We start from the raw sequence: 26,676 nt of genomic DNA, 5'->3' as shown, positions 1-26,676 counted from the left end.
ACCCAGCCGCGTCGAGTCGACCCTGGAGGTCATCGAGCGCATCGAGGTCCTCGTGAAGTCACAGCGCCCCGCGTTGAGCCTCAGCGTCCGCGGCAGCCTGCACGCCACGGTGGAGGTGGAGCGGACGGGGCCCCGTGAAGTCTCGCTGCGCATCCAGGGACACCAGGGGCCGGTCCCCGACACGGAGCTCACCCGACTGCGCGAGGCCCTGGAGGCACGTGGCCTCCGACTGCGCTCGCTGAGCGCGGGCTGAATGAGGCGCCCCGCAATGGCGAAGGCCCTCGCGCCGGAAACAAGCGGGAGGGCCTTCTCGAGACTCACGGGCGCGACAGGCGCCAGCGGACTACTTGCCGGGCGCGTCACTCAGGAGGGAGCGCTTGTCCTCCTTGTCCTTGTACTCCTCGGCCTCGGGGAGGGACGCCTTCTTCTCCGCGATGTTGGGCCACTTGGACGAGAAGTCCGCGTTCAGCGCCTTGTAGTCCTTCCACTTCGCGGGGAGCTCGGTCTCCGGGAAGATGGCCTTGGTGGGGCACACGGGCTCGCACGCGCCACAGTCGATGCACTCGTCCGGGTGGATGACCAGGAAGTTCGCACCCTCGTAGAAACAATTGACCGGGCAGACCTCGACACAGTCTGTGTACTTGCACTTGATGCAAGGGTCCGCGACGACGTAGGCCATGAAAGCTCTCCTCTAGAAATCTTCAGCGCGTCCGTGGGCGCGCAGACTAATGGTTCGCTACAGGGATGGCACCCTGAATTTGTGCCATCGGTCCGACGCGCGGCGGTGTCAGCCGAGCAACCCCTGGGCCCGCAGCTGCTCGGCCACCAGGATGGACCCACGCGCCGCTCCCATCTTCGTATTGTGGGAGACGAGCACGTACTTGAAGCCGTTCTCCAGGACACCATCCTCGCGCACGCGGCCAACGGTGGTGGCCATGCCTCCGTGGGTCTCCCGGTCCAACCGGGGCTGAGGACGGAACGGGTCGTCCAGCACCTCGATCCACCGGGGCGGCGAGGACGGCAGGTCACGGGCCACTTCGGCGCCGCGCCACTCGCGCATCGCCTGGGTGACTTCAGCCACCGTGGCCTTGGTGCCCAGCGAGACGAAGACGGACTCGGTGTGGCCCTCCATCACGGCCACGCGGGTGCAGGTGCAGGAGACCCGGAGGTCGTGGGGCGTGAGGGCGGAGCCGTCCGCGCCCAACGCGCCGAGGATCTTCTTCGTCTCCACCTCGACCTTGTGCTCCTCCTTGGGGATGTAGGGGATGACGTTGTCGAGGATGTCCATGCCGATGACGCCCGGCGAGCGGCCGGCGCCGGACATGGCCTGCAGGCTGGTCATCAGCACGGCCTTCACGCCGAAGCGCTCGACGAGCGGCGCGAGCGTCACGGCCAGGCCCGTCGTCGTGCAGTTGGGGCTGGGGACGATGAAGCCCTTCCAGCCGCGGCGGCGCTGCTGCTCGCGCACGAGCGGCGCGTGCGCGGCGTTGACGGGCGGGATGAGCAGCGGGACGTCGTCCTCGTAGCGGAAGGCGCTCGCGGCGGAGAAGACGGGGATGTCCCGGGCCAGCCGGGGCTCCAGCTCACGCGCGACGTCCGCCTCCACGGCGGAGAAGACCAGGTCGTAGTCCTGGGCCTGGAGCGTGTCGCCGCTGACCACCTGCATGCGGGCGATTTCAGGCGAGAGCGGCTCGGAGACGAACCACGCCGTCATGCCGTTGGCCGTGCGCAGGGCGTCCCCATAGGATTTGCCCGCCGAGCGAGGCGACGCGGCCAGGCCGGTCAGCTCGATGAACGGGTGGTTCCTGAGGGCGGCGATGAACTGCTGACCCGCGAGTCCGGTGGCGCCGATGAGGGCGGCACGAAGCTTGGCCATGGGAACGGTTCTCCAAGGGAGGAAGTCCGCCGCTCCATACACCCTTTGACGACGCACCGCACCCAGGAGAAACCTAGCGATGCAGACCCGCCACCTGGGCACGGGCGTGACGCTCGGTGGGATAGCCCCCGCGAATCCAGGCGGGGAGGCCTCCGTCGAGGCAGACGGCCTCCCGCCCGTGCATGCGCAGCAGGCGACAGACGCGGCGCACATCCGAGCCGTCCGGCGCGCCGCCACAGAGGACGATGAGCTCGTCGTCGGGCAGCATCCGGTGGTCCCGGGCCACTTCCGTGGGCAACATCCTCAGGGCACCGGGGATGTGCAGATCGTGGTGCTCCCAGTCGAAGGGGGCCCGGCAGTCGATGACGAGCAGCTCGTCATCTCCCAGGCGCAGGTACAGCTCGGTACACAGGATGGTGGGCTCCACCAACACCTCCGCGGGGGCTCTCCAGGCTCAACCCGGGGCCCCCGGGGCCTCTTCCGTCCCGCCTGGTCGCCTGCCCCTCCCCCATGTCCCGGACGGCCTACAGGCCGAGCTGCTTGGCGATGATTTCGTTCATCACCTCGCTGGCGCCACCGCCGATGGGCCCCAGGCGGGCGTCGCGCCAGTGACGCTGGATGTCGTACTCCATCATGTAGCCGGCGCCGCCGTGGAGCTGGAGGCACTCGTCCGCGACGCGGCACGCCGTCTCGGTGGCCACCTTCTTGGCCATGGACGTCTGGGCCACGGCCCACTCCCCCGCCGCGTGCAGCCGGAGCGCGTGGTAGGTGAGCTGGCGCGCGCACTCGCGGGCGGTGAACAGGTCCGCCAGCTTGTGCCGCACCACCTGCATCTGGCTGAGCGACTGGCCGAAGGCGCGGCGCGACTTCACGTGCTCGACGACGCGCTCCAGCATGTCCTCCATGGCGCCCACCGCGCCCAGCGCGAGCGACAGGCGCTCCCACTGGAAGTTGCCCATGATCTGCGAGAAGCCCTGGTCCTCCACCCCCAGCAGGTTCTCCACGGGGATCCGGCAGTCCTCGAAGAACAGCTCGGCGGTGTCCGAGGCGCGCCAGCCCAGCTTCTTGAGCTTGCGGCTCACCGTGAAGCCAGGCGTGTCCTTCTCCACCACCAGCATGGACAGGCCCTTGTGGCCCCTGGAGGGGTCCGTCTTCACGGCCAGGACGATGAAGTCCGCGCGCACGCCGTTGGTGATGTACGTCTTGGAGCCGTTGACGACGTAGTGCGCCCCGTCACGGCGCGCGGTGGTGCGCAGCCCCGCGACGTCCGAGCCGGCGTCCGGCTCCGTGATTCCGAGCGCGCCGATCTTCTCGCCGCGAATCGCGGGGGCGAGCCACCGGCGCTTCTGCTCGTCCGTGCCGAACAGGTGCAGCGGTCCGGTGGAGATGGTGAACTGGGCACCCAGGCCCGCGGACACCCCACCCGAGCCACAGCGGCCCAGCTCCTCCAGGAGCACCGCCTCGTAGAGCACGCCGGCGTCCGTGCCGCCGTACGCCTCCGGGTACTTCAGGCCCAGGAAACCCAGCTCGCCGAAGCGCGCGAAGAGCTCCCGGGGGAACTCCTCCGCCTCCTCCCAGCGCGCCACGTGAGGGAGGATCTCCTTCTCCACCACCGCCCTCACCGTCCGGCGAAAGGCCTCGTGCTCCTCCTGGAACACCCCATGCCCATGCAGCATCACGCGACTCCTCGGTCGTCTCGAGCACGCGACGTCCGCCCGAGGCGGACATCACCGTTTCCGCGCGAATCGTACCGTCACGTCAGGACCCGGGGGCCGGTTCCGTTGATTCCTTGACCGGGTGGTGGCTGGCTGCGTATAAACCCGGCCCCAAGCCGTTGGCGCCATAGCCAAGTGGTAAGGCAAAGGTCTGCAAAACCTTCATTCCCCGGTTCGAATCCGGGTGGCGCCTCATAGAAAAGGCCCGATGCGGAGAGTCGCTCCGCATCGGGCCTTTTCATTTCCGGGCGTCAGGTGCGCCCTCCCCCGCCGAGCAGGCCGTCGGACGGGTCAGCAGCCCATCTCGACGGCGCCGATGTCGGGGGCGCCGCCGCAGAACGGGAGGCCCACGTCGACGCCCCGGTCCACGGCCTGGGGGCCGGGACCGAAGGCCTCGCCCAGGTCGGCGGAGCCGCTGGAGGACGACGCGTCCCCGGTGGTGGCGAGGAACTGCTCGGTCCCCACCATGGCGCCCTGGCTCTTGAACTGGCCGCTGGCCGCGAAGAGGTTGTTGCCCAGCTTCAGGCCCGGCGCCTGACCGCCCAGGTCCACGGCGACGGAGCCATCCAGGATGTTGTTCTGCACCACCGCGGACTGGGTGGGGCCGCCGGTGCCGTGGCCGATGATGAGGCCGGTCGTCGTGCCGGTGACGGTGTTGTTCACCACCACGGTGCCCTGGGAGTTCTCCAGGCGGATGCCGGTGCCCTCGCCGCCGTTGGCGTTGGAGATGCCGTGCACGCGGTTGCGGCGCACGACGATGCCGGAGGGCACGGGGCCCTCGTGGTTGCCGCCCACGGAGATGCCCTTGGCGCCGTCGTAGATTTCATTGTCCTCCACCAGCACGTTGCTCGCGGAGTAGTGGATGACGACGACGTCCCCCTTCGCGGTGCTCGAGGGGCGGAACTGGTGCATGCGGTTGTTGCGGATGACCACGCCGTAGCAGGTCTTGATGTCCACCGCGTTCTCACGGTTGGCGTAGAAGTGGTTGTTCTCCACGACGAGGCCATCCGCGGGCGGCAGCGAGCTGAAGCCCTCCGGCCCCAGGCACTGCACGGAGTCGCCCGAGTTCGAGTGGATGTCGTTGTTGCGGACGGTGATGTCCTTGGACGTGGGCTGCACGACGACGCCGTGCGAGTCCTGGTTGCCCGTCGTCTTCAGGAAGTCGTGGATGTGATTGTTCTCGATGATGGCGCCCGTGGCCTTGTTGAAGGTCGTCACGGCCGCGCCGCCGCCACCGTGGTGCAGGTGGGAGTTCACCAGCATGGAGCCGGTGACGTCGCCCTCGAAGGTGACACCGAAGATGGGCTGGCGCTGCACGTCCAGCTCGAACCCGTCGATGACCCAGTGCGGCTGGCGCACCTGCACCATGCCGCCGCTGCCGGGGCCCGGGATGATGCGCGGGCTGCCCTCGCCCTGCAGCGTGATCTTCGCGCCCTCGGTGCCCGGCTTCGCGTTGGCGCCGATGATGACGCGCTCGGCGTAGGTGCCGGCCTGCACGCGGATGACCTCACCGGGGCCCGCGAGGCTCACGGCCCTGGTGATGGTCTTCAGCGGCTGCGCGGCGCTGCCGTCCCCGTTGTCGTCGCCCGAGGGGCTCACCACCCACTCGCGGGTGAAGGACTGCGCGGCCGCGGAGGCGGGCGCGAGCCCGTTCGCCTGGATGCCCGGCTGCGGCGAGGGCGTGGCGATGACGGCGTGGTCCGCATGGTCCGGCAGCGCCTCCACGGGAGTCCCCGCCACGGGCTGCACGCCGATGGCCGGCAGGCTGCCCGTCGTGGGCTGCGACGCGGGCGCGCGCGTCGTGGAGACGCCGGGGAGGTTCGGCGTGGGAACGAAGGCATCCAGGCCCGCTGCGTGAGCGGTCGTACCGAGCATGAGCAGGCTGGTGGCCACGGCGGCCACGGGAGTCTTCAGCTTCAGGAAGTTGCCTTTGGAAATTCGCATGAGCAGGACCAACGCGAGACGCGCCGCGTTCTATTCGCCACAGGACAAGTGGACCCGGACGGGCTCACGGGCGTCCGGTCCGTGACACGCCCTGGACTGACGGGTACGGTGTCGCCCCCCGTGCGCACCGCCGTCCCGCTCCTGCTCTCCGCCCTGCTGCTCGCCACCTGCGCGAGCCCCAAGCCGCCATCCCGGCCCACCTCCCCGGTGGACGGGCGAGCGGACGAGCGCCAGGAGGTGCCCGTCGACGCGGGCACGCCGCCGCCCGTGGACGCAGGGGCCGCGGACGCGGGCGAGGAGCCCCCTGCTCCCGCGCCGCTCCCGGACGCGCTGTCGCAGGGCATCCCCGGTCCGGGAGAGCTCAAGCGCCTGGACTTCCGAGGCGGAGAGCCCCGGCTGCCCATCCGCCTCATGGAGGGCCGGCGCGAGGCGACGTTCTCTCCCCGGGGGCGGATGCGGATGCGCTTCGGCGGGCCGGAGGACAAGGTGCTGGACGCGGCGGCGGGCACGCGGTGGACGGTGCGCGTGACGCAGGCGGAGGCCGCGGTGCTGTCCGCGCGGGTGCAGCTGAGCGAGCACCGCTTCGCGGACAAGGAGGGCCTGACCGCGGCGCAGGAGGAGTGGAAGGCGCGAGGCCTCGCGGTGCGCACGCACGTGCTGGGCGCGGTGTACGGCATCGCGGGCAAGGTCATCGACAACCGGCGCACGCTGCTGCTCGTCGACGAGACGCTCACGCCCGAGGAGGCGGCGGCGCGACAGGCGGAGCTGTTGCGCACGTTCGGCGTGCGCACGACGCTGTTCGAGGAGGCGAAGACGCCGGGGCGCGGCATCCTCGAGGTGCGCGACGAGTCCGGCGCGGTGGTGGGGCTGGCACAGGACCGGCTGGACACGGAGACGCCGGACGGCGCGGGCTTCGACGTGCGACAGGTGGAGTTCGGCGTGGGCTACGACTTCCACGGCTTCGAGGACCGCACGTTCCGGGGCTCGCTCCAGTTCGCCGTGGACCGCGCGGGCCTGCTCGCGGTGGTCAACGTGGTGCCCCTGGAGGACCTGCTCAAGGGCCTGGTGCCGGCGGAGATCTTCGCGCGCGCCCACTCGGAGGCGCTCAAGGCCCAGGCCGTCACCGCGCGCGGCGAGGTGCTCGCGAAGGTGGGCATCAAGCACCTGGCGGACCCGTACCTGCTCTGCTCGGAGCAGCACTGCGCGGTGTACCGGGGACGCACGGGCGAGGCGGCCAGCACCACCGCCGCGGTGGAGGCCACGCGGGGCGAGGCGCTCTTCAGCGCGGAGGGCCGGCTGGTGGACTCCGTCTACAGCGCGGTGTGCGGCGGCCACACGGAGGACAACGACATCGTCTGGGGCGGCCCTCCGGACCCGAGTCTCCGGGGACGTCCGGACATCCTCGTGCCGGTGGCCTCGGGCCCCTCCCCGTCCCGGCTGTCCGCGTGGCTGGCCACGTCGGAGGTCGGCGCCGCCTGCCGGCTCTCCAGCTTCGCGCAGCCGAGCAAGTTCCGCTGGGAGAAGCGCTTCACGGCGGCCCAGGTGGACGCGCTGGTGGCCCGGCTGGGCGTGGGCCGTGTGCAGGCGATGGAGCTGACCGAGCGGGGCGTGTCCGGCCGGGCGCGGGTGCTGACGCTGTCCGGGGACAAGGGGGCCACGCAGGTGCGTGGGGAGCTGAACATCCGCAGGCTCTTCGGGATGCTCAACAGCAGCATGGCCCTGGTGGACGCCGAGCGGGACGCCGAGGGCCGGCCCACCCACTGGCTTTTCCGTGGCGGCGGCTGGGGCCACGGAGTAGGGATGTGTCAGACTGGCGCCATCGGCCGGGCCGAGGCCGGACATCGCTACCAGGACATCCTCCGCCACTACTTCAATGGTGCTGAAGTCGCCCCCATCTACTGAGTTCGAAAAAGGGGCGCGCGCGGGGAACCGTGCACGTTTCGCGAATGTCCCTCCCCGTCCACCTGTTCTGCCGCGAACGGGACGGGACTAGGCAGCGGGCCCGGAGGTTTATCATCGCGCCGTGAGCACGGGTTCTTCTCCCACAGACTGGCGCCGCAAGCGGCGGCGAGGCTCACCGTGGCGCGTGGTCGCCGCGGTGGTGCTCGCGCTGCTGGTGCACGGCGGCTACCTGGCCGTCGTCCTGTTCACCGGGACACTCCCGGTGACGCCCCGTGAGCGCAAGGCCGTCACCCGTCCGCCCACCTCCGTGGCCGTCCGGCCGATGACGGAATCCCAGTGGGCGAAGAACCGGGGCCAGGCGAACACCAAGACGCAGCCCAACCTGTCCAGCCGGCCGCGCGTCGAGGAGAAGAAGCCCGAGGAGAAGAAGCCGGAGACGCGCCCCCAGGGACAGGTGGTGGACCTGGCGCCGGGCAACGAGCAGGAGGCCCCGGACGCCAAGTACCTGGCCGAGCACAACAACCGCGTCGACAAGGAGACGCGGGCCCGCGAGCAGACGCCCTTCTACCGCAACGCCATGCCCCAGCGCACCGCGCCCCAGAAGCAGGACGGCGCGGACGTGGAGCCCACGGCGCCGCGCATCGCCGGCAACAACGGCCTGGGCAATGACGACCGGCCCCTGGCCGAGGGCGGGCAGAAGTTCGCGTTCGAGGTTCCCGACATCCACAAGAAGAACGAGGTGAAGGTGAAGTCGGACCCCACCTCGCCGGGGGGCGTCGCGGTGAACAACCAGACCGAGAGCGACGAGCTGACGGGCAACTCGAAGCGGCTGCGCATCCAGCCCGGCACGGGCGCAGAGGAAGAAGGCTCCGCGGGGCGCGTCGGCTCGCCGGGAGTCGCCGCGCTGATGCCGTCGCGCGCGGCGATGGACAAGGTGCTGGGCGCCGCGCCCAATGACCACCTGAAGGACGTGGAGGAGGGCGACGGCACCCTGCTCAACTCGCGCGAGTGGAAGTACGCCAGCTTCTTCAACCGCGTGAAGCAGAGCGTGGGCATGCACTGGAACCCGAACGAGTCGCTGCGCCGCAGGGACCCGACGGGCCGCACGTACTCCGGCCGGGACCGGCACACGATGTTGGAGATCACCCTCGACGAGAAGGGCCGCATCACCGACATCCAGGTGGAGAAGAGCAGCGGCCTGGACTTCCTGGACATGGAGGCGGTGTCCTCGTTCCAGCGCGCGCAGCCCTTCCCCAACCCGCCGCCAGGCCTGTTGGGTGACGACTCCCGCGTGCGCTTCTCCTTCGGGTTCTTCCTGGAGATGGGCGGTGGGCCCCGCATGCGGTTGTTCCGTCAGCCCAACTGACGTCGCGCGGAACACGCGGCAGGTCCTCGCGCCCGAGCGCGGTTCTGGTTACGGTGCCGCGCCGTGGACACGACCCTCGCCGACAGGAGCGCCGCGCTCCAGCAACGCAGTCAGCGCATCCGCACGGTGCTGCTCGCCATCCTCGCGGCCAACTGGGTGGTGGCGGGCGCGAAGCTCGTCTTCGGCCTGCTGAGCCAGTCCGCCGCGGTGACAGCCGACGGCCTGCACTCCTTCATCGACGGCGGCTCGAACGTGCTGGGGCTGGTCGCCATGGGCGTGGCCTCGCGGCCCGCGGACGCGGACCATCCCTACGGACATGGCAAGTTCGAGGCGCTCGCGTCGCTGGGCATCGGCGCGATGATTGGCATCGGCATGTTGGAGTTGGGGCGCATGGCGCTCGACTCGCTCCTGCATGACGTGCACGCGCAGGTGACGCCCGCCATGGCGGTGGTGATGGGGCTGACGCTCGTGGTCAACGTCACGGTGACGCGCGTGGAGAGCCACTACGGGCGCAAGTACCAGAGCAGCCTGTTGATGGCGGACGCGAGCCACACGATGTCCGACGTCTACGTCTCGCTGGCGGTGCTCGCGTCGCTGGGGCTGGTGGCGCTGGGCTACCCGAAGGCGGACGGCCTCATCGCGCTGGGCGTCATGGTCTTCGTCGCGTGGGTGGCCTACGGCATCGTCCGGCAGGCGGTGGGCATCCTCTCCGACACGGCGCGGTTGGACCCCGCGCAGGTGGCGCAGCACACCATGGGCGTTGCGGGCGTGCGCAGCTGCCGCGACGTGCGCAGCCGGGGCATGGAGGAGAGCGTCTACGTCGACCTGAAGATTGAAGTCGACCCGAACCTCACCACCGCCCAGGCCCACGAGGTGGCGGACCGCGTGGAGCGCACGCTGCACACCGCGTATCCCCAGGTGGTGGACGTGGTGGTGCACGTGGAGCCCGAGCACGACGGTGCCTCGGCGCACTCGCGGGCCCCGGCCACCGAGTCCCACTAACGACAAGGGCCGCCTCCCGCAGAGGGAGACGGCCCTTCGGTGTCACTCAGTCCCCGAGGGCCCGCGTCAGGCGACGGCGGGCTTGGGCTCCGGCGTCATGTAGTCCTCGATGGGCGGGCACGAGCACACGAGCTTGCGGTCCCCGAGCACGTTGTTGAGGCGGCCCACGGACGGCCAGAACTTGTTCTCGCGCACCCACGCCGCCGGGAACACGGCGAGCTCGCGCGAGTACGGACGGTTCCACTCCGGCCCGGTGATGACGCGAGCGGTGTGGGGCGCGTTCTTCAGGACGTTGTTGTCCTTGGGCATGCGCCCCTCCTCCACGTCGCGAATCTCCTGGCGGATGGCGATCATCGCGTCGCAGAAGCGGTCCAGCTCCGCGCGGGACTCGCTCTCCGTCGGTTCGATCATCAGCGTGCCGGCCACGGGGAAGGACACCGTCGGCGCGTGGAAGCCGTAGTCCATCAACCGCTTGGCCACGTCCTCCACCTCGACGCCGGAGGTCTTCTTCAGCGGGCGCAGGTCGACGATGCACTCGTGCGCCACCCTGCCCCGCTTGCCGCGGTACAGCACCGGGAAGTGCGGCTGGAGCCGCTCGGCGATGTAGTTGGCGTTGAGGATGGCCAGCTTCGTGGCGCGGGTGAGGCCCTCGCCGCCCATCATCGAGATGTAGACCCAGGAGATGAGCAGGATGCTCGCGCTGCCCCACGGAGCCGCGGAGATGGCGCCGATGCCGTCCGAGCCGCCCGTCTGGATGACCGGGTGCCCCGGCAGGTGCTTCACCAGGTGGCTGGCCACGCAGATGGGCCCCATGCCCGGGCCGCCGCCGCCGTGCGGGATGCAGAACGTCTTGTGCAGGTTGATGTGGCAGACGTCCGCGCCCACCAGGCCCGGCGCGGTGAGCCCCACCTGTGCGTTGAGGTTGGCGCCGTCCATGTAAACCTGGCCGCCGCGCTCGTGGATGATGGAGCAGATCTCCTTGATCTCCTCCTCGAACACGCCGTGCGTGGACGGGTACGTCACCATCAGCGCCGCCAGCTTGTCCTTGTGCTCCTCGGCGCGGGCTCGCAGGTCCGCCACGTCGATGTTGCCGTTCTCATCGCACCTGGTGACGACGACCTTGTAGCCGGCCATCACGGCGGAGGCCGGGTTGGTGCCGTGCGCGGAGGACGGGATGAGGCACACGTCGCGGTGCCCCTGGCCCCGGCCCTGGTGGTACGCGCGGATGACCAGCAGGCCCGCGTACTCGCCCTGGCTGCCGGCGTTGGGCTGCAGCGAGCAGCCCGCGAAGCCGGTGATGGCGGAGAGCATCTGCTCCAGCTGCTCGAAGATGACCTTGTAGCCGGCCGCCTGCGAGGTGGGCGCGAACGGGTGCAGCCGGCCGAACTGCGGCCACGTCACGGGAATCATCTCCGCGGTGGCGTTGAGCTTCATGGTGCAGCTGCCCAGCGGAATCATCGAGTGCGTCAAGGACAGGTCCTTGGCCTCGAGCCGCCGGATGTAGCGCAGCATCTCCGTCTCGGAGTGGTAGCTGTTGAAGACGCCGTGCGTGAGGAACTCGCTCTGGCGGCGCAGCTCCGGAGAGATGGAGCTCTCCACGTTGGCGCCCACGTCGTCCAGCGACGGCACCTGCGAGGCCTTGCCCGCGCCGGTGGCGAAGGCGGTGAGGATGGCCTCCACGTCGGAGGGGCGCGTCGTCTCGTCCAGCGCCACGCCCAGCGTCTTCTCGTCGATGCGGCGGAAGTTCATCCGCGCCGACTCGGCCGCCGCCAGCACCGCGCGCACCTGCGGCGCCGTCAGCTCCACGCACAGCGTGTCGAAGTACTGCTCGTGCCGCGTCTTCAGGCCCAGCTTCGCCAGGCCCCGCGCCAGCACCACCGTCAGCCCGTGCACGCGCTCGGCGATGGCCTTGAGCCCCTTGGGCCCGTGGTAGACGGCGTACATGCTGGCGATGACGGCCAGCAGCACCTGCGCGGTGCAGATGTTGCTCGTCGCCTTCTCGCGGCGGATGTGCTGCTCGCGCGTCTGCAGCGCCATGCGCAGCGCGCGCCGGCCCTGCGCGTCCTCGGACACGCCGATGAGCCGGCCCGGCATCACGCGGGTGTACGCGTTCTTCGTCGCGAAGTAGCCCGCGTGCGGACCGCCGTACCCCATGGGCACGCCGAAGCGCTGCGCGCTGCCCACCGCCACGTCCGCGCCGAACTCGCCCGGCGGCGTCAGCAGCGTGAGGCTGAGCAGGTCCGCGGCGACGATGAGCAGGCCGCCCGCGGCGTGCACCTTCTCCCCGAACGCGCGGTAGTCCACCACCGCGCCGTCCGTGGCCGGGTACTGCACCAGCGCGCCCACGTACTTCTTCGCCGACAGGTCCACCGTGCGGTGGTCACCCACGACGATTTCGACGCCCAGCGGCTCGGCGCGGGTGCGCACCACGTCCACCGTCTGCGGGTGGCACGCCTCGGAGATGAAGAACGCGACGCCCGCGTCCTCGCCCTTGACGTGCAGGGCCAGCGACATGGCCTCGGCGGCGGCGGTGCCCTCGTCGAGCAGCGACGCGTTGGCGACCTCCAGCCCCGTCAGGTCCATCACCAGCGTCTGGAAGTTGAGCAGCGCCTCCAGCCGGCCCTGGGCGATCTCCGCCTGATAGGGCGTGTACTGCGTGTACCAGCCCGGGTTCTGGAAGATGTTGCGCAGGATGACGTTGGGCGTGTGCGTGTCGTGGTAGCCCATGCCGATGTAGGACCGGAACACCTGGTTCTTCGCGGCGAGGGTCTCCAGCTGCGCGAGCAGGTCGTGCTCTCCGCGCGCCTGCCCCAGCCGCAGCGGCTCCTTGGAGCGGATGGCCGGGGGCACGGTCTGGTCGATGAAGGCCTCGAGCGAGTCCACGCCCAGCGCGGACAGCATCTGCTTCAGCTCCTGCTCATCCGGACCGATGTGCCGGCCGGCGAACGACTCCTGGTACTTCCAGTTCAGGGACATGGCGGTGGTGACTCGCTGGCGACTCGAAGACATCCGAGTCGGAAAATTCGAGGACCGTCACTAACAACGGCCGCTCGGCGTTTCCCTCTCAGGCGTTCTTGAGCAGCTCGGCGTAGGCGGCGGCGTCCAGCAGCTCGCCCAGCTGGTTGCTGTCCGAGAGTTCGAGCTCGATGATCCACCCGTCCCCGTAGGGGTCCTCGTTGAGCGTCTCGGGGCTGCCGACGAGCTCCTCGTTCACCTTGGTGATGGTGCCGGACAGGGGGCTGAACAGCTCGGAGACGGCCTTCACGGACTCGACGGTGCCGAAGGGCTCACCCTTGGCCACCTTGGCGCCGGTCTTGGGCAGCTCCACGTAGACCACGTCGCCGAGGGTCTGCTGGGCGTGGTGGGTGATGCCGACCACCACCTTGTTGCCCTCGATGCGGGCCCACTCGTGCTCTGCGGTGTACTTCAGGTCGCCGGGGATGTTCGCGTCGGACATGGGGTGCTCCTGGAGAGGGGCTGAAGGGTTCAGGACTTCTTGAGGAAGGGCGTCTTGACGACGACGGCGGGCACGGCGCGGCCGCGGATCTCCACGTCGAACGTGGAGCCCTCGGCGGCCAGCTCCGTGGGGACGTAGCCGATGCCGATGGGCTTCTTCACCGTGGGGCCCATGGTGCCGCTGGTGGTCTCGCCCACCAGGGTGCCGTCCTTCTTGATGGGGTAGCCGTGGCGGGGGATGCCGGCGCCGGTCAGCTCGAAGCCCACCAGCTTGCGCTTCACGCCCGCGGCCTTCTGGGCCACCAGCGCGTCCTTGCCGATGAAGCCGCCCGCCTTGTCCAGCTTGACGATCCACCCCAGGCCCGCCTCCAGCGCGGTGTGGGCATCGTCGATGTCGTTGCCGTAGAGCGCGTACTTCATCTCCGTGCGCAGGCTGTCGCGCGCGCCCAGGCCGCAGGGCTTGACGCCGTCCTGCTGCCCTTCCGTGAGCAGCGCGCTCCACAGGGCCGCCGCGTCACCGGGGGCGCAGTACAGCTCGAAGCCGTCCTCGCCCGTGTAGCCGGTGCGGGAGATGATGGCGGGCTTGCCAGCGACCTCGCCCTCGGCGAAGCGGTAGGTGCCCACCTTGGACACGTCCGTCTTCGTCAGCCGCTGCACCAGGCCCACCGCCTTGGGGCCCTGCACGGCGATCTGCGCGTACTCGTCGCCCCGGTCCACGGGGGTGACGCCGCGCGCGCGCTCCTTCATCCACGCGAAGTCCTTCTCGCGGTTGCTCGCGTTGACGCAGATGAGGATGCGCTCGGGGCTGAAGCGGTAGGCGACGACGTCGTCGACGAAGCCTCCCTGCTCATTGAGCAGGCCCGCATAGACCGCCTGGCCGTCCGCGATGCGGGCGAGGTCATTGGAGATGAGGCCGTTGACCGTCTCCAGCGCGCCCGGGCCTTTGAACTCCACCTCTCCCATGTGCGACACGTCGAAGAGGCCTACGGCGTTGCGCACCGCCTCGTGCTCGGCGATGACAGAGGAATACTGCACGGGCATGTCCCAGCCCGCGAAGTCGACCATCCGAGCGCCCAGCGCGCGGTGGGCCTCGTTGAGCGGCGTACGCCGGGTCATCGGCTTCTCCTGAAGGGGGGATGAAAACGGCGCGGACTATAGCCGCGCACCTTCGCCGATCAAGGCCGACGCGGAACGTCTACACTGGGTCCGACATGAAGATTCGTAATCGGTTGAATCCGTCCAACCCTTGCTTCTCCTTCGAGTTCTTCCCCCCGAAGACGGACGAGGGGGTGGCCAACCTGCTCCGGACGCTGGAGGACCTGGCGCCCCTGGAGCCGGGGTTCGTGTCCGTCACGTACGGCGCTGGCGGCAGCACCCGCGACAGGACGCTGGAGCTGGTCAGCCGCATCAAGCAGCAGACGGGCATCGAGGCGATGGCCCACCTGACGTGCGTGGGGCACACCCGGGAGGAGCTGCGGGACGTGCTCCAGCGCCTGGCCGACGCGAAGCTGGACAACGTGCTGGTGCTGCGCGGGGACCCGCCCCAGGGCCAGGCGACCTTCCAGCCCACCGAGGGCGGCTTCTCCTATGCGTCGGAGCTGGTGCGATTCATCCGAGAAGAGGATTTCAACTTCTGCCTGGGGGGCGCGTGCTATCCGGAGGGCCACGTGGAGACGGCCTCCCGTGACGACGACCTGCGTCATCTGAAGGCGAAGGTCGACGCGGGGCTGGACTTCGTCGTGACGCAGCTCTTCTTCGACAACGCGTTCTACTTCGACTTCGTGGAGCGGGCCCGCCGCGCGGGCATCAACATCCCCATCGTCCCCGGCATCATGCCCATCACCAACTACGAGCAGGTGCAGCGCTTCACGCGCATGTGCGGAGCCACGGTGCCCATGCGCCTGGGGCTCCAGCTGGAGCGGGTGAAGGACCAGCCGGAGGCGCTGGTGCAGCTGGGCGTGGCGCACGCGACGGTGCAGTGCATGGAGCTGCTGTCGCGCGGCGTGCCCGGCATCCACTTCTACACGCTCAACAAGTCCCCGGCGACGCGGATGATCGTGAGCGCCCTTCGAGCCCATCTATGAGCGGTCCTGGTCTCCACCTCCCCCCCGATGATCCCCGCTACAAGGTCGTGGAGATCATCCGGGCCCCGGCCTTCTTCCTGCTGTGCACCGGGGTGCTGAACGTCTTCTTCAACCTGGCGGGCTTCGTGCTGGCCGCGATGCACGTGACGTCGCCGCTGGTGCCGGCGGGCGCGCCCGCGACGACGCTGGAGCTGAGCGGGTCGCTGGCGCTGATGCTGGTGGTGGGCATCCTGTGCGGCGTGCTCTCCGCGTGGGGCGCGATGAGCGCGATGAACCTCAAGGGCTACGGGCTGGCCACGGTGGGCGGAATCACGGCGCTCTACATCCTGTCGCCCGCGTGTGTCGTCGGCGTGCCGGTGGCCATCTGGATGCTCTTCACGCTGCGCCGCGAGGGCGTGCGTGAGGCGTTCCGGAGCTGACGGACGGCGCGCGCAAGGGGCACGGAGGAGCCGACAGTCATCCGGCACCCGTGGTCCGGGTGATGGGGACCGGGTGGGGCAGCACTCATTCGGAGCCCCGATGACCGGCCCATCCAGCGTGTCGGCCCGGGGTGCTGGACCGGATGCACCGTCCAGCCCAGTCCTCACGGAGCCGTCATGTCGCCGCGTCATCTGCTGTCCATCCTTCCCGCGCTGCTCGCCGCCGTCCTGCTGCACGCCGCCCCCGCCTCCGCCCAGGTCCAGCTCACGGACATCACCTGCAAGGGGACCGTGAAGCAGACGTGGACGCCGGGGTTGAAGGTGCTGCCCGCGGACGTGCGCTACACGAACGACACGGACTTCACCGAGTGCACGTCGGCGTCCACCGGCATCACCTCCGGGAGGATCCGCGTCGACGCGACGTTCAACAACAGCTGCCTGGCCAATATCGAGCGGGTCGAGGCGGTCATCGAGTGGAGCGACGGGAGCGAATCCACCGTCTCGCTGCTGGGCATCGGCGTGAACGTCGTGGGCAACCTGCAGATCTTCACCTCGCTCGGCCGGGTGACGTCGGGTCAGTTCGAAGGCGGCCTGGTGTCCCTCACCAACGCGTTCGCCGCCCGGGACTTCCTGGCATGTCTGACGCCCATGGGCCTGCGGGCGCTGCAGGGCAGGACGGCCCTCATCATCAACACGCCGTCGCTGCCGACGCCGCTGCCCCTGCCCCAGCCGTGACGCGGGGGACCGCGCGACCTTCCGCGCGGCCGATTCCCGACAGGCGCATGGGACCGAAAGGCGGACTGGTGACGCTCCCCCAGGGGCACCACTCATCCGGCGTCCCCGCACCGCCACTGGCGAGCGAGGCACGGACGGCTCACCCCGAGCCGTCCGTTTCCACGGAGCCGCCCCATGCCCTCGAAACTCCTCCCCGTCCTCCTGGCCCCGCTCGTCCTCTTCACCCCGCCCGCCCGGGCGCAGGTGGGCATGACGGACCTGACGTGCACCGGCTCCGCCTATCAGGCGTGGGACCCGGGCCTGCGCCTGTCGAACCGGGACGTCATCTACTCGAACGAGACGACCTACCAGCAATGCACCTCGAGTGATCCACTCGTCACCTCCGGCAGGCTGGTGGCGCTGGCCCGGCACACCACGAGCTGCGCGTCCAACCTGGGGCCCCTCCAGGCCACCGTGACGTGGGACGACGGCTCCACGTCCACGTTCTCCGTGCAGGGCGCGGGCATCCACAACATCGACGGGACGCGCGCCCACGTGTCCGTCGGCATGGTGACGGAGGGCCGCTTCCAGGGCGACGCGGTGGTGATGACCCACGCGCTCTCCCCCATGGACCTGGCGCCGTGCCTGTACTCGGGCCTCCACTCGCTGTCGGGCCCGACGACGCTGCGCCTCACCCGGCTGTTCTGAGCCGGGCCGTCACGACGGACAGGCGACGCTGCTCGCAGCCTGCGTCCCGGGCAGGCTGACCGTGAAGACGCTGCCCTCCCCCTCGCGGCTCTCCACCCGGAGCGTGCCGCCGTGCTGCCGGAGGGTGGAGGACACCACCGTCAGGCCCAGGCCGGTGCCGTGCTCCTTGGTGGTGAAGAGCGGCTCGAAGATGCGCTCCAACACACTGGCCGGAATCCCATCACCATTGTCGGCCACGCGGATGTGGAAGGCGCGCCCGGTGGCCATCTCCGCGGAGACCTCCACCCTGCCCTCGCGGCCTCGCGGCATGGCCTCCACCGCGTTCTGCACCAGGTTGATGAGCACCTTGCGCAACAGCTCCCGGTCCACCCAGGGCGGCTCCAGGCCCACGGACACGTGGTTGACCACGTGCACGGCCTCGCGCGCGGGCACCAGGTCGATGACCTCCTCCACCAGCCCGTGCAGCGAGCACGGCTGGAGCACCAGCGGCCTGTCACGCACCAGCTCCAGCATCTCCGACGTGAGGCTGGCGCAGATGGACAGCTCCCGCTCGATGATGCCCAGGAAGCGCTGGAGCCGCTCGTCCTCCTGCGCGCCGCCCACGTTGCGCAGCCGCCGCACCACCGCCGCGTTCGCCGTGCGCGCCGCGGCCAGGGGGTTTCGCAGCTCGTGGCTCACCGTCGCGGTGAGCTGCCCCACCGTCGCGAGCTTCTCCATCCGGGCCACCCGCTCCCGCGAGTCGCGCAGCTCCCGGCCGCTGTTCTCCACCAGGCGCACGCGCTCCTGCCGCTCGCGCTCACACGCCCGCTCCAACAACACCTGCCGCTCCGCGACGCGCGTCATCTCGCGCAGCACACCCTGACACGCGAGCACCAGCACCGCATCCACCAGCCCCACCCAGAACGTCAGCTCCAGCGCGCCCCACGTCGGCCCGCCCGCGAACGCCGCCCCAGGCTCCGGCCAGCCGATGCTGCGCGCCACGTGCACCGCCACCGCCGTCACCCCCGCCGTCACCAGCACGCGGGTGTCCCGGTAGAAGCTCAAGAGCGCCAGCGAGCCGAAGACATGGAAGTACGTCTCCAGCCGCCCACCCGACAGGTGCACGAGCAGCACGGACCACAGCACCTGCGACACCGCCATCACCTGCCGAGTCACCACCGCGCCCGGCCGCAGGAACGCCAGCGTCACCGGGATGATGGACAGGGGCCCGCCCAACAACACCGCCCCCCAGAAGGGCTGGGGCGACAGGTGCGGCTCCGGCCCCCAGGAGGGCATGGACGTCACCCACGCGAGGCCGAGCGCGAAGAGCCACTGGCCCACCATCAGCCCCAGGCACAGCCGGTCCGCGCGGGCCCGCACCGCGGCCAGGTACTCCGCCACCACCGCTCGCACACGCGCCGCCATCGCCCCATCGGACGACAGCGAGGCCAGCCGCCCGGACTCCGTCGTCGGCACGGTGGGACTCGAGCGGGACTCCCGCTTGCCCGCATGAGCCGACGTCGCCCGGCCCACGAGCGATTCCACTTCAAGATTGGTCGCCATCCTCAGGCTCACCCCGGCCGTACTGGCCCCTCAGGATCCGCGCCATCTTAACGCGACGCACCTATCCAGCAATACAGTTATTTCCGCTTAGGCTGGTTGTGGCGCCGACAACATCCGCGTCGTGCTCCAGGACCATCGGACGCCCTGGCTGCAATGACAGGCATTGTACCCAGGTACAATTCCAAAGCCAGACGTCCACACATCCCCACAATCCCGATTTGAATCGAGTTGCAGGAAGTCACCCGGGTCATATCATCCGCGCGTGGTGCTGGCGTAAGGACCCGGCTCGAAGCCGGTCGGAGTCGGAAGGACGATTCCAACCCGGGCCCGAGGTCCCGCCGACGGCTGGCGTTGGTTCAGGGCTCCGCTCCGCCCCCGGGGGGGTGGGCGGAGTGGAGCCCGTGGTTTCACTCCGCCGTGGGGTTCGCATGGTGCGCCAGCAGCTTGCGCAGCAGCGGCGCCACCAGCTCCGTGCCCCGCATGGCCGAGCGCCAGCGCGAAGGAATCGCCCGCGCGCCCCCGAGCACGCCCGCGATGCCGCCGGCCACCGCGGCCGTGGTGTCGGTGTCATGGCCCAGGCGGATGGCGCTCCGGACCACGCCTTCAAAGTCAGGGCCCGTGGCCACGCAGTCGCGCGCCGAGCGCAGGCAGTCCACCACGTAGCCGGTGCCGCGGCCCGGCGTGTCCTCGGCGCCGAGCGGGAGGATGGCGCCGTCGAGTTCCTCGCGGGCCTCGCCGCCCTGTGGGTACAGCGCGCGGAAGCCCGACACGGCCGCGTCCCAGGGACGCGAGGCGCCCTCCAACGCGCGGCGGGCCCAAAGACAGTAGACGGCGCAGCACACGCGAGCGCGCATGTGCCCATGGGTCACCAGGGACTGGTGCATCGCGTCCGAGGCGAGCTCGGCGTCACTGCCCCGGTGCCACAGGGCCAGCGGCAGCACGCGCATCAAGGAGCCGTTGCCGTTGTCCTGGACGCCCGCGGGGCCGGCGCTCGTGGCGGGGGCGCCAGCGCGGAACATCGCCAGGGCGCGGTCCGTCTGGATGCCCACGTCGAAGACCTGTCCGTCCACGGCCAGGTAGCCCCACTCGCGCCAGTTCACCAGCCGCCGGCCCAGGTCCTCCAGGTCCAGGCGGCCCTTGAAGAGCAACGAGTCCAGCAGGCACAGCGCGTGAGCGCCGTCGTCCGACCAGGTCCCCGCCGGCACGCCCGGGTGCGCGCGGTGGAAGCCCCCGGGCGGCTCCAGCTCGATGTCCCGCGCCGGGGGAATCGCCTCCGGGGCGTGGAACTCATAGGGCACCCCCAGGGCATCTCCCACGAGCAACCCCCAGAGCCCTCCCTCCAGCCGCTCCTCACGCGATGGCACGCTCGTCCTCCCTCGAACCGGCAGGAGGCGACGCTCCCGCCCAGCCCTCCGGACGTCAAGCCCCGTCGGCCTGCTGGCCGGACGCATGCGGCCGGACGGGCGGCGGCCTCCGCGCCCGAGCGCGACAGCGGGGCGATGTGCCCTGGCGACGCGCTCAACACCTTCGTTCCCTGAAGAGTCGTTCGCACCGGAGCCCGGGGCTCCATGCCGTCCGAGAGCGACTCCCCGCACCGGGGCGACTGGTGCCGAACGAAGCGGAGGAGAAATCACATGTTCAACCTCATCGACATGGTGCGTGAGCGTTTCACGGGCAACGTGATGCAGAAGATGGGGGCCTCGCTGGGTGAGGACCCGATGTCGCTGGGCCGGGCCCTGCCGGGCGCCATCGCCGCGATTGGCGGGAGCGTGGCGGAGCGGGGCTCCACCGAGGGCGGCGCGCAGCGGCTCCTGTCCCAGCTCAACGAAGGCGGCTTCACGGGGCCCAACGCGGGCAACGAGGACCCCTTCGCGCCGGACATGGCCGAGCGCGGACAGGGCATGCTCAGCGGCCTGTTCGGCGACAAGCTGGGGGCTGTCACCAGCGCGCTGGGCCGCACGGGCGGCTTGAGCAACAGCAAGTCCGCCACGGGGATGATGGCCATGGTAGCGCCCATGGTGATGGGGGTCATCGGCAAGCACGTGCGCGACAACCGCATGAGCGCCTCCGGCCTGTCGCAGCTGTTGGGCGGCCAGCGCTCCCTGCTCGCGGCGGCGATGCCCGCGGGCCTGGGCAGCATCCTGGGCCTGGGCGGCGCGGGGCCCCGCGTCGTCGAGGAGGTCCAGGAGGCGCGCTCCATCCCCACGGTGGAGACGGTGCGCCGGCAGCAGCCCATCGAGCGGGTGCCCGTGCACCATGACGAGCCCAAGAAGCGCAACCTGGGCTGGGTCATCCCGGTGGCGCTGCTCGCGCTCCTGGCCGGGTGGTTCCTCACCCGCTCGCGGCGCGACGAGCCCCGCCGGCAGCAGGCCAGCGTCACCCAGCCGGCGCCGCGCCAGCAGACGGACACCGGCGTGGGCGGCGCGGGCACCGCGGGCATGAGCACGCCCACCATCGCCCGGGACGCGCAGACGATGCGCCAGGCCATCGAGGGGGGCGCGAAGAGCTTCGTGCTCGCCGGCGTGGGCTTCGAGGAGGGCTCCGCGCGCCTGACGCCGCAGAGCGACGCGAGCGTGGGGCAGCTGGCCTCCGTGCTGCGCGAGAAGCCCAACGCGCGCGTGCGCATCGAGGGGCACACCGACTCCACCGGCGACGCGAACGTGAACCGGCAGCTGGCCCAGCAGCGCGCGGAGGCGGTGCGCTCGGCGCTCGTCGCGGACGGCATCTCCGCCAACCGCTTGGACGTGGCCGCCGTGGGCTCCGGGCAGCCGGTGGCGTCCAACGACACGGCGCAGGGTCGCGACATGAACCGCCGCATCGAGGTCCAGGTCCTGAGCCGCTGAAGCGCCCTCCCCTCCCTGGGTACCCAGGCCCCTCGCGCGAGCCCTCGCGCGGGGGGCTTGTCGCATCGCGGCGTCCGCCCTGGATGCCTTTTCCATGCGACACGCCCCGTCGGTCCCCGTTTCCTCCAGGCGTGGTCCTCGAGGAACGACCAGAAAACGCCAGAACGCCCCCGGCCCGCAGCGCGCGCTGTGCATTGGCCGTCACCTCGCGCCAAGGCCGTCCCCACGCGTCGCGCCCTCGCGCTCCGTCTGGAGGCGCCCTCAACTGTCCCCACAAGGACAGCGCACACCGACTCGCGTCGCAGCCAGGCGGGCTTTCCAGGCTACGCGGTTTGCCTCACTTTCAAGGGGAGGCAGCCCGGGCGCGAAGAGGCGCGGGGTGCGAGTTCCATGACGGGGGGAGTCCATGACTGTGATTGCGTTCCGGAGCCGGGAGAGGGAGGTCCTGGACCCTGGCTGTGAGCTGGAGCGCCGGCTGGGGCTGGCCGCGAGCGAGGACCGCGCGCGCGGCATGTTCTTCCTGGGCGTGCTGGACGTGGTGCGGCGCGAGGCGGGTGAGACGCAGGCGGCGCGATGTCTGGCGGCGTCCGGGGAGCGGCGCTTCGTGCCGTTCTTCCTCTACCCCGTCAGCGCGTTCCTGCGGATGTCCTTCGCGGCGGCGGAGATCCTGGCGCCAAGGTTGGGAGGCTTCGAGACGGCGATGCGCATCATCGGCGCGCAGGCCACCCATGACTTCCTGGACTCGGTGGTGGGGCGCAGCTTCCTGATGCTGGCGGCGGGAGATCCGCGTCGGCTCGTGAACAACCTGCCGTCGGGCTACCGCACGGCCGTCACGTACGGCGAGCGCCATGTGACGTGGAAGGGCCACCAGGAGGGCTGCATCAACGTGTTCAGGGACTTCATGCCGCACACCTACCATGAGGGGGTGTTGCTGGCGGTGTTGCAGGCGGTGGGCACGCGGGTGGCGCGGGTGCGTGGACGACCGCTGAGCCTGCTGGATTGCGAGTACGTCGTGTCCTGGGCGTAGGAAGCGACGCAAGCTCATCCGGGACATGGACGTGAGCACGCAATCGGAAGAGGCGGCGCAGGCGGGCTCCGAGCCCGGCAGGGTGGTGGATCCGCTCACGCAGCTCGCGCGGAGGCTGGCCTCGGCCACCGCCCAGGACAAGACGCGGGGCATGTTCTTCCTGGGCACGCTGGACGTGGTGCGCGCCATCGCCGGCGAGGCGACACGGGAGCGCTGCGCGCGGGCCTCGAAGGAGCGCAGGTTCGTCCCGTTCTTCCTCTACCCCGTCAATGACTTCCTGCGGCTGACGTACTGCGCGGCGGGGTTGCTCGCGCCCCGGCTGGGGGGCTTCGACGCGGCGATGAAGACCCTGGGCGAGAAGGCCACGAAGGACTTCCTGGAGTCCGCGGTGGGCCGCACGCTCTTGAGCGTGGCCAATGGCTCACCCCGGAGGCTGGTGGACAACATGCCGTGGGGTTACGCGGCGTCCGTCAGCTACGGGAAGCGGACCGTGTCATGGAGCAGCGAGCGCGAGGGCTGCCTGCACGTGCGTGGGGACTTCATGCCGCCGCCGTATCACCACGGCGTGCTGAGGGCGGCGCTCGAGGCCCTCGGCGCGCGACACGTGCGCATCGAGGGCCGCGAGCTGGACCTGCTCGACTGTGATTACGCGTTGGCGTGGGAGTGAGGCGCCACGCGCACGGCGGCGGTCACTCGTTCTGGCTGATGTATTGGATGATGGCCGCGTAGAACGAGCGCTCGCTGAAGAGGTCCGGTCCGAAGCCCACGACATCCAGGTGGTCCTGGTCGATGACGCTGGACAGGGACGTCATCTGCGCGGGCCCCGGCGCGTTCAGGTCCGTGACGGGGCCGAGGGACGCATCCACGGTGACGGAGCCCAGGCCCAGCAGGGACTCGGTGTAGCGCAGCCGCGGGCCCATCTGCTGCGAGTTGATGCCGACGACGCCATCGTCATCGCGCTCGTCGCGGATGCCGTCGCCCTGCCCGGCGGCGCCGTCATTGTCGCAGTCGTCCACGCAGTACCCATCCCCATCGATGTCATAGACGGTCTTCTGGACGAGCAGGAAGACGGGGCTGACGTCCAACCCCGCCTGCGCGGTCATCAACGACGCGTAGTGGGACGCATAGCGCGGGTCGATGGGGTGGTTCTGGTTGAACGCCTTCGCGCCGGTGATGACGCCGTCATTGGCGTCGTAGTCGTCGTAGACGAGCTGCTTGAGGGCCGCGAAGCCGTCATTGCCCGCCTCGTAGATGATGTTCCCGTAGACCGCCGCCAGGAGGTTGGCCAGCTCCGTCACGGTGGGGTTCAGGTCCAGCACGAACTTCGCCACGGGCGAGCCCCGATGCGGCGAGGAGACGCTCACCAGGACATCCACCACGGGCCGTCCCCGCCGCTCGGCGAGCACCCGCGCCGCCTTGCGCGCGTCGATTCCGCCCTGCGAGTGACCGATGAGGTTCACCCGCGCCGCGCCTGTCGTCGCCAGCACGCCCTCGATGTCGGACGCCAGGTCCAGCCCCCGGACATCCGAGTTGTGGAAGGCCAGGACCTGCGCGGCGAAGGCCTTCTGTCCGGGATTCAGGAAGGGATTGCAGGTCAGCTCCAGCAGCTCGTCACAGGCGTCTCCCACGAAGCTGCCCAGTTCGTCCCCGAAGTAGTCGAGCACCAGCAGCTTGTCGAACCCGGCAAGGCCATGCGCGAAGACCACCGGATGTTGCGTGCGCTGCGCGCGCTGGGCCCACGCCGTCTGCGGCCCCGCGATGAACCAGACACAGGCCAGCAGGCCCACGCTTCGAATGACACTCATGTCGCGACTCCATGCCCGCGGCACTCGCCGGGCGCAACGCCATGCGGGCATCCCCCTTTCCCGCACGGCTCGTGTCCGGCCCGATGAAACCAGGCAGGGACCCGCCGACGGTCAAGGTGCGGCGCGAGACGACGGGCCCAAGGTGGCCCGGGCGGAGGACTCGCCGGTGAGCGTCTGTCTTTCCTACGAGGGAACCGCCGACGGCGCGGCCCCTGGCGCCAGCAACGTCCTGAAACACACACACGCCCGCCAGGATGACTCACGGAGGCGTTCACTCCGTGAGTCTGTCAATGGGAGGAAAGGACAACCACCGACGGTTCAAGCCGAGGAAGGGCCCCCGCCACGCACCGCGGCCTCGAGCGTGTTGCGGATGAGCATGGCGATGGTCATGGGCCCCACGCCCCCGGGCACGGGGGTGATGAACGACGCGCGCTCGGCGGCGGCCTGGAACTCCACGTCCCCCACCAGCTTGCCGTCCTCCTCCTTGCGGTTCATCCCCACGTCGATGACGACGGCGCCGGGTTTGATCCACTCACCCTTCACCAGCTCCCGCACGCCCGCGGCCACCACGAGGATGTCCGCGCGGGACACCTCGGAGGGCAGGTCGCTCTTGCTGTGGCACAGGGTGACGGTGGCGTTGCGCTGCAGGAGCATCAGCGCCATGGGCTTGCCCACGATGTTGCTGCGCCCCACCACCACCGCGCGCTTGCCGGAGGGCTCGCAGCCGATCTCCTCCAACAGGCGCATCACCCCCAGCGGCGTGCACGCGCGCGTCGCGGGACGGCCCAGCACCAGGTTGCCCGCGTTGAGGGGGTGGAAGCCGTCCACGTCCTTCTCCGGCCGCACCGCGGAGATGATGACGTCCGGGTCGATGTGCCGGGGCAGGGGCAGCTGCACCAGGACGCCGTGCACGGCGGGGTCCTCGTTGAGGCGACGCACCAGCGCGAGCAGCTCGTCCTGGGAGACGGTGGAGTCGCGGTGGTGCTCCCAGGAGCGGAAGCCCACCTCCTCGGCCGCCTTCTTCTTGCCGGTGACGTACGTCTTGGACGCGGGGTCCTCCCCTACCCGCACCACCGCGAGCCCGGGGACCAGGCCCTGCTCCGCCTTGAGGCGGTCCACCTCCGCCTTCACCTCCGCCCGGACGCGCGCCGCCACTGCCTTGCCATCGATCAACTGGGCCATAGGTCACCCCACTCTATGAGAGACTCCCCCGCGAGCAGGGAGGTAAACGGCGGCCATGGGCTCGGGAAAAGTGCTGGGGGCGATGATAGGTCTCATGGTCGGGCTGCTCATCGGCAGCCCCTGGGCCATCATCCTGCTCGGAGTCGTCGGCGGCGTCGTCGGCCACCGCTTCGACGAGATGAACGCCCTGCCCGCCGAGTCCCCCGACGCGCTCGCGGACTTCCCTCCCCTGGCCCACCCGGGCTTCAGCGCCCCCAACGCACCACTCGACGCGCGCTCCGTGGAGGAGGAGGCCGACGCCCACCTCACCCGCAGCCTGTGCGCCCTCTTCGTCGAAGTGGCCCGCGCCGATGGGGAGGTGCGGCGCGAGGAGGTGAAGGAGATCCGCCGCTACTTCGAGGAGGTCCTCAAGTACGGCCCGGACTCGCTCGACTTCGTGCGCGGCCGCCTCAAGGACTTCATCGCCGTGCCGCCCGACCTGGACGACGCCGCGGCCGCCTGCCAGGAGGCCCTGCCGTCACTCGAGCGGCGGCGCCTGCTGGATGCGCTGTACGAGCTGTCGCTCGTGGACGGGGCGCTGCAGCGCTCCGAGCGCGAGGTGCTCGCCCGCGTGGGCGACGCGCTGGGCCTGTCCGCCGACGAGCAGCGCGCCATCGCCGCGCTGCACCTGGGGGACGCCTCGGCCCACTACGAGGCGCTCGGGCTGTCCTCCGGCGCCACGGACTCCGAGGTGAAGAGCGCCTTCCGCCGGCTCGCGGCCGAGCTGCACCCGGACAAGCATGCCCACCTGAAGGGCGAGGACGCCGACGAGGTGGCCCGCCGCTTCCAGGAGGTCCGCGACGCCTACGAGGAAATCCGACGCCTGCGCGGCCTGTAGCCCTGGGTTACAACCCGCGCGAGCGACTCGAAGAGAAAGCCCCCCATGAGCCAGCATCGCAAGCCGCCCCCGCCCAAGAAGAAGGAAGAGGCCTTCCACAACAACCCCTTCAAGAGCGCCATCAAGGGCCTCCAGGAGCAGGAGAAGAAGGAGAAGGAGGCCCAGGCCCGCGCGGCGGAGGAGGCTCGCAAGCAGAAGGCGCCCCCGCCCGCCC

At 70.3% G+C, this 26,676-nt stretch carries 23 protein-coding genes, 1 tRNA gene and 1 pseudogene; 13 read left to right on the top strand and 12 right to left on the bottom strand.

The genetic code is table 11. From position 1 onward, the window contains the following. Positions 1–253 (top strand): annotated as a pseudogene (locus FL311_RS44165) (hypothetical protein); the annotation flags it as partial. A gap of 90 nt (positions 254–343) precedes the next feature. Here the strand turns inward: FL311_RS44165 and fdxA are convergent. The 4 genes from fdxA to FL311_RS22140 all read right to left on the bottom strand — a co-directional run bounded on the left by fdxA (position 344) and on the right by FL311_RS22140 (position 3,552). After that, positions 344–679 (bottom strand): ferredoxin FdxA, encoded by a 336-nt coding sequence (gene fdxA, locus FL311_RS22155; RefSeq protein ID WP_141327649.1) that lies wholly within the window; start codon positions 677–679, stop codon positions 344–346. Positions 680–787: 108 nt separating this feature from the next. Then, complete coding sequence (gene asd, locus FL311_RS22150) at positions 788–1,876, bottom strand: aspartate-semialdehyde dehydrogenase (protein WP_141327648.1); 1,089 nt, start codon at positions 1,874–1,876, stop codon at positions 788–790. 73 nt (positions 1,877–1,949) lie between these two features. After that, positions 1,950–2,303 (bottom strand): rhodanese-like domain-containing protein, encoded by a 354-nt coding sequence (locus FL311_RS22145; protein ID WP_141327647.1) that lies wholly within the window; start codon positions 2,301–2,303, stop codon positions 1,950–1,952. A 97-nt stretch (positions 2,304–2,400) separates the two neighbouring features. Continuing rightward, a complete protein-coding gene (locus tag FL311_RS22140; RefSeq protein WP_141327646.1) occupies positions 2,401–3,552 on the bottom strand; it encodes an acyl-CoA dehydrogenase family protein in 1,152 nt (383 codons plus the stop codon). Positions 3,553–3,712: 160 nt separating this feature from the next. Between FL311_RS22140 and FL311_RS22135 the strand changes: the two genes are divergently transcribed. Beyond that, positions 3,713–3,784: transfer RNA gene (locus FL311_RS22135), tRNA-Cys, on the top strand. Between the two features lie 98 nt (positions 3,785–3,882). Here the strand turns inward: FL311_RS22135 and FL311_RS22130 are convergent. Continuing rightward, a complete protein-coding gene (locus FL311_RS22130) occupies positions 3,883–5,535 on the bottom strand; it encodes a nitrous oxide reductase family maturation protein NosD (RefSeq protein ID WP_141327645.1) in 1,653 nt (550 codons plus the stop codon). Positions 5,536–5,655: 120 nt separating this feature from the next. On the opposite strand from FL311_RS22130, the gene FL311_RS22125 reads away from it, so the two are divergent. The 3 genes from FL311_RS22125 to FL311_RS22115 all read left to right on the top strand — a co-directional run bounded on the left by FL311_RS22125 (position 5,656) and on the right by FL311_RS22115 (position 9,805). Continuing rightward, complete coding sequence (locus FL311_RS22125; RefSeq protein WP_228556999.1) at positions 5,656–7,437, top strand: SpoIID/LytB domain-containing protein; 1,782 nt, start codon at positions 5,656–5,658, stop codon at positions 7,435–7,437. A 121-nt stretch (positions 7,438–7,558) separates the two neighbouring features. Then, on the top strand, positions 7,559–8,803 hold the full coding sequence (locus FL311_RS22120) for an energy transducer TonB (protein ID WP_141327643.1): 1,245 nt from the start codon (positions 7,559–7,561) through the stop codon (positions 8,801–8,803). A 63-nt stretch (positions 8,804–8,866) separates the two neighbouring features. Next, the gene (locus FL311_RS22115) at positions 8,867–9,805 is read left to right on the top strand and encodes a cation diffusion facilitator family transporter (protein ID WP_141327642.1); all 939 of its coding nucleotides are present in this window, start codon (positions 8,867–8,869) and stop codon (positions 9,803–9,805) included. 66 nt (positions 9,806–9,871) lie between these two features. On the opposite strand, the gene gcvP is transcribed toward FL311_RS22115, so the two are convergent. The 3 genes from gcvP to gcvT form a co-directional block, all read right to left on the bottom strand. Continuing rightward, complete coding sequence (gcvP, locus tag FL311_RS22110) at positions 9,872–12,781, bottom strand: aminomethyl-transferring glycine dehydrogenase (protein ID WP_141327641.1); 2,910 nt, start codon at positions 12,779–12,781, stop codon at positions 9,872–9,874. A gap of 88 nt (positions 12,782–12,869) precedes the next feature. Then, positions 12,870–13,262, bottom strand: coding sequence for a glycine cleavage system protein GcvH (gcvH, locus tag FL311_RS22105; RefSeq protein ID WP_141327640.1), 393 nt, complete (start codon positions 13,260–13,262; stop codon positions 12,870–12,872). 29 nt (positions 13,263–13,291) lie between these two features. Beyond that, positions 13,292–14,377 carry a glycine cleavage system aminomethyltransferase GcvT gene (gcvT, locus tag FL311_RS22100; protein ID WP_141327639.1) on the bottom strand — a complete coding sequence of 362 codons (1,086 nt, stop codon included), beginning with the start codon at positions 14,375–14,377 and terminating at the stop codon, positions 13,292–13,294. Positions 14,378–14,472: 95 nt separating this feature from the next. Between gcvT and metF the strand changes: the two genes are divergently transcribed. The 4 genes from metF to FL311_RS22080 all read left to right on the top strand — a co-directional run bounded on the left by metF (position 14,473) and on the right by FL311_RS22080 (position 17,186). Beyond that, on the top strand, positions 14,473–15,345 hold the full coding sequence (gene metF / locus FL311_RS22095) for a methylenetetrahydrofolate reductase [NAD(P)H] (protein ID WP_141327638.1): 873 nt from the start codon (positions 14,473–14,475) through the stop codon (positions 15,343–15,345). After that, entirely contained in the window at positions 15,342–15,764 is a 423-nt protein-coding gene (locus tag FL311_RS22090) for a hypothetical protein (RefSeq protein WP_141327637.1), read from the top strand. The genes metF and FL311_RS22090 overlap by 4 nt, the downstream gene beginning before the upstream one ends. A 177-nt stretch (positions 15,765–15,941) precedes the next feature. Continuing rightward, a complete protein-coding gene (locus tag FL311_RS22085; RefSeq protein ID WP_141327636.1) occupies positions 15,942–16,499 on the top strand; it encodes a hypothetical protein in 558 nt (185 codons plus the stop codon). 174 nt (positions 16,500–16,673) lie between these two features. Then, positions 16,674–17,186, top strand: a complete 513-nt coding sequence (locus tag FL311_RS22080; RefSeq protein WP_141327635.1) for a hypothetical protein — start codon at positions 16,674–16,676, stop codon at positions 17,184–17,186. Positions 17,187–17,195: 9 nt separating this feature from the next. Here the strand turns inward: FL311_RS22080 and FL311_RS22075 are convergent, their stop codons facing one another. Further along, positions 17,196–18,641 (bottom strand): sensor histidine kinase, encoded by a 1,446-nt coding sequence (locus FL311_RS22075; RefSeq protein ID WP_228556998.1) that lies wholly within the window; start codon positions 18,639–18,641, stop codon positions 17,196–17,198. A gap of 494 nt (positions 18,642–19,135) precedes the next feature. Further along, positions 19,136–20,092 (bottom strand): ADP-ribosylglycohydrolase family protein, encoded by a 957-nt coding sequence (locus FL311_RS22070; protein ID WP_141327633.1) that lies wholly within the window; start codon positions 20,090–20,092, stop codon positions 19,136–19,138. Between the two features lie 270 nt (positions 20,093–20,362). Here FL311_RS22070 and FL311_RS22065 point away from each other — a divergent pair, with 270 nt between their 5' ends. The 3 genes from FL311_RS22065 to FL311_RS22055 all read left to right on the top strand — a co-directional run bounded on the left by FL311_RS22065 (position 20,363) and on the right by FL311_RS22055 (position 23,265). Further along, complete coding sequence (locus FL311_RS22065; RefSeq protein WP_194869311.1) at positions 20,363–21,571, top strand: OmpA family protein; 1,209 nt, start codon at positions 20,363–20,365, stop codon at positions 21,569–21,571. A gap of 406 nt (positions 21,572–21,977) precedes the next feature. Then, positions 21,978–22,598: a TIGR02265 family protein gene (locus FL311_RS22060; RefSeq protein ID WP_046713278.1), complete on the top strand. Its 621-nt coding sequence runs from the start codon at positions 21,978–21,980 to the stop codon at positions 22,596–22,598. Positions 22,599–22,629: 31 nt separating this feature from the next. Further along, complete coding sequence (locus FL311_RS22055) at positions 22,630–23,265, top strand: TIGR02265 family protein (protein ID WP_228556997.1); 636 nt, start codon at positions 22,630–22,632, stop codon at positions 23,263–23,265. A 22-nt stretch (positions 23,266–23,287) separates the two neighbouring features. On the opposite strand, the gene FL311_RS22050 is transcribed toward FL311_RS22055, so the two are convergent. Together FL311_RS22050 and folD are read right to left on the bottom strand one after the other, a co-directional pair. Then, positions 23,288–24,403, bottom strand: a complete 1,116-nt coding sequence (locus tag FL311_RS22050) for a triacylglycerol lipase (protein ID WP_141327630.1) — start codon at positions 24,401–24,403, stop codon at positions 23,288–23,290. 318 nt (positions 24,404–24,721) lie between these two features. Beyond that, a complete protein-coding gene (gene folD, locus FL311_RS22045; RefSeq protein ID WP_141327629.1) occupies positions 24,722–25,585 on the bottom strand; it encodes a bifunctional methylenetetrahydrofolate dehydrogenase/methenyltetrahydrofolate cyclohydrolase FolD in 864 nt (287 codons plus the stop codon). Between the two features lie 55 nt (positions 25,586–25,640). On the opposite strand from folD, the gene FL311_RS22040 reads away from it, so the two are divergent. Continuing rightward, entirely contained in the window at positions 25,641–26,462 is an 822-nt protein-coding gene (locus FL311_RS22040) for a molecular chaperone DjiA (RefSeq protein ID WP_141327628.1), read from the top strand. Positions 26,463–26,676 lie beyond the last annotated feature (214 nt).

Source organism: Myxococcus sp. AB025B (assembly GCF_006518215.1).
Classification (GTDB): domain Bacteria; phylum Myxococcota; class Myxococcia; order Myxococcales; family Myxococcaceae; genus Myxococcus; species Myxococcus fulvus.
This window is presented reverse-complemented; position numbering and strand designations above follow the sequence as displayed.

Excerpts from the sequence above, each read along its gene's own strand:
- fdxA (WP_141327649.1), bottom strand. The coding sequence starts at position 679 with ATGGCCTACGTCGTCGCGGACCCTTGCATCAAGTGCAAGTACACAGAC.
- asd (WP_141327648.1), bottom strand. The coding sequence starts at position 1,876 with ATGGCCAAGCTTCGTGCCGCCCTCATCGGCGCCACCGGACTCGCGGGT.
- FL311_RS22140 (WP_141327646.1), bottom strand. The coding sequence starts at position 3,552 with ATGCTGCATGGGCATGGGGTGTTCCAGGAGGAGCACGAGGCCTTTCGC.
- FL311_RS22130 (WP_141327645.1), bottom strand. The coding sequence starts at position 5,535 with ATGCGAATTTCCAAAGGCAACTTCCTGAAGCTGAAGACTCCCGTGGCC.
- gcvP (WP_141327641.1), bottom strand. The coding sequence starts at position 12,781 with ATGTCCCTGAACTGGAAGTACCAGGAGTCGTTCGCCGGCCGGCACATC.
- gcvH (WP_141327640.1), bottom strand. The coding sequence starts at position 13,262 with ATGTCCGACGCGAACATCCCCGGCGACCTGAAGTACACCGCAGAGCAC.
- gcvT (WP_141327639.1), bottom strand. The coding sequence starts at position 14,377 with ATGACCCGGCGTACGCCGCTCAACGAGGCCCACCGCGCGCTGGGCGCT.
- metF (WP_141327638.1), top strand. The coding sequence starts at position 14,473 with ATGAAGATTCGTAATCGGTTGAATCCGTCCAACCCTTGCTTCTCCTTC.
- FL311_RS22090 (WP_141327637.1), top strand. The coding sequence starts at position 15,342 with ATGAGCGGTCCTGGTCTCCACCTCCCCCCCGATGATCCCCGCTACAAG.
- FL311_RS22085 (WP_141327636.1), top strand. The coding sequence starts at position 15,942 with ATGTCGCCGCGTCATCTGCTGTCCATCCTTCCCGCGCTGCTCGCCGCC.
- FL311_RS22080 (WP_141327635.1), top strand. The coding sequence starts at position 16,674 with ATGCCCTCGAAACTCCTCCCCGTCCTCCTGGCCCCGCTCGTCCTCTTC.
- FL311_RS22065 (WP_194869311.1), top strand. The coding sequence starts at position 20,363 with ATGTTCAACCTCATCGACATGGTGCGTGAGCGTTTCACGGGCAACGTG.
- FL311_RS22060 (WP_046713278.1), top strand. The coding sequence starts at position 21,978 with ATGACTGTGATTGCGTTCCGGAGCCGGGAGAGGGAGGTCCTGGACCCT.
- FL311_RS22050 (WP_141327630.1), bottom strand. The coding sequence starts at position 24,403 with ATGAGTGTCATTCGAAGCGTGGGCCTGCTGGCCTGTGTCTGGTTCATC.
- folD (WP_141327629.1), bottom strand. The coding sequence starts at position 25,585 with ATGGCCCAGTTGATCGATGGCAAGGCAGTGGCGGCGCGCGTCCGGGCG.
- FL311_RS22040 (WP_141327628.1), top strand. The coding sequence starts at position 25,641 with ATGGGCTCGGGAAAAGTGCTGGGGGCGATGATAGGTCTCATGGTCGGG.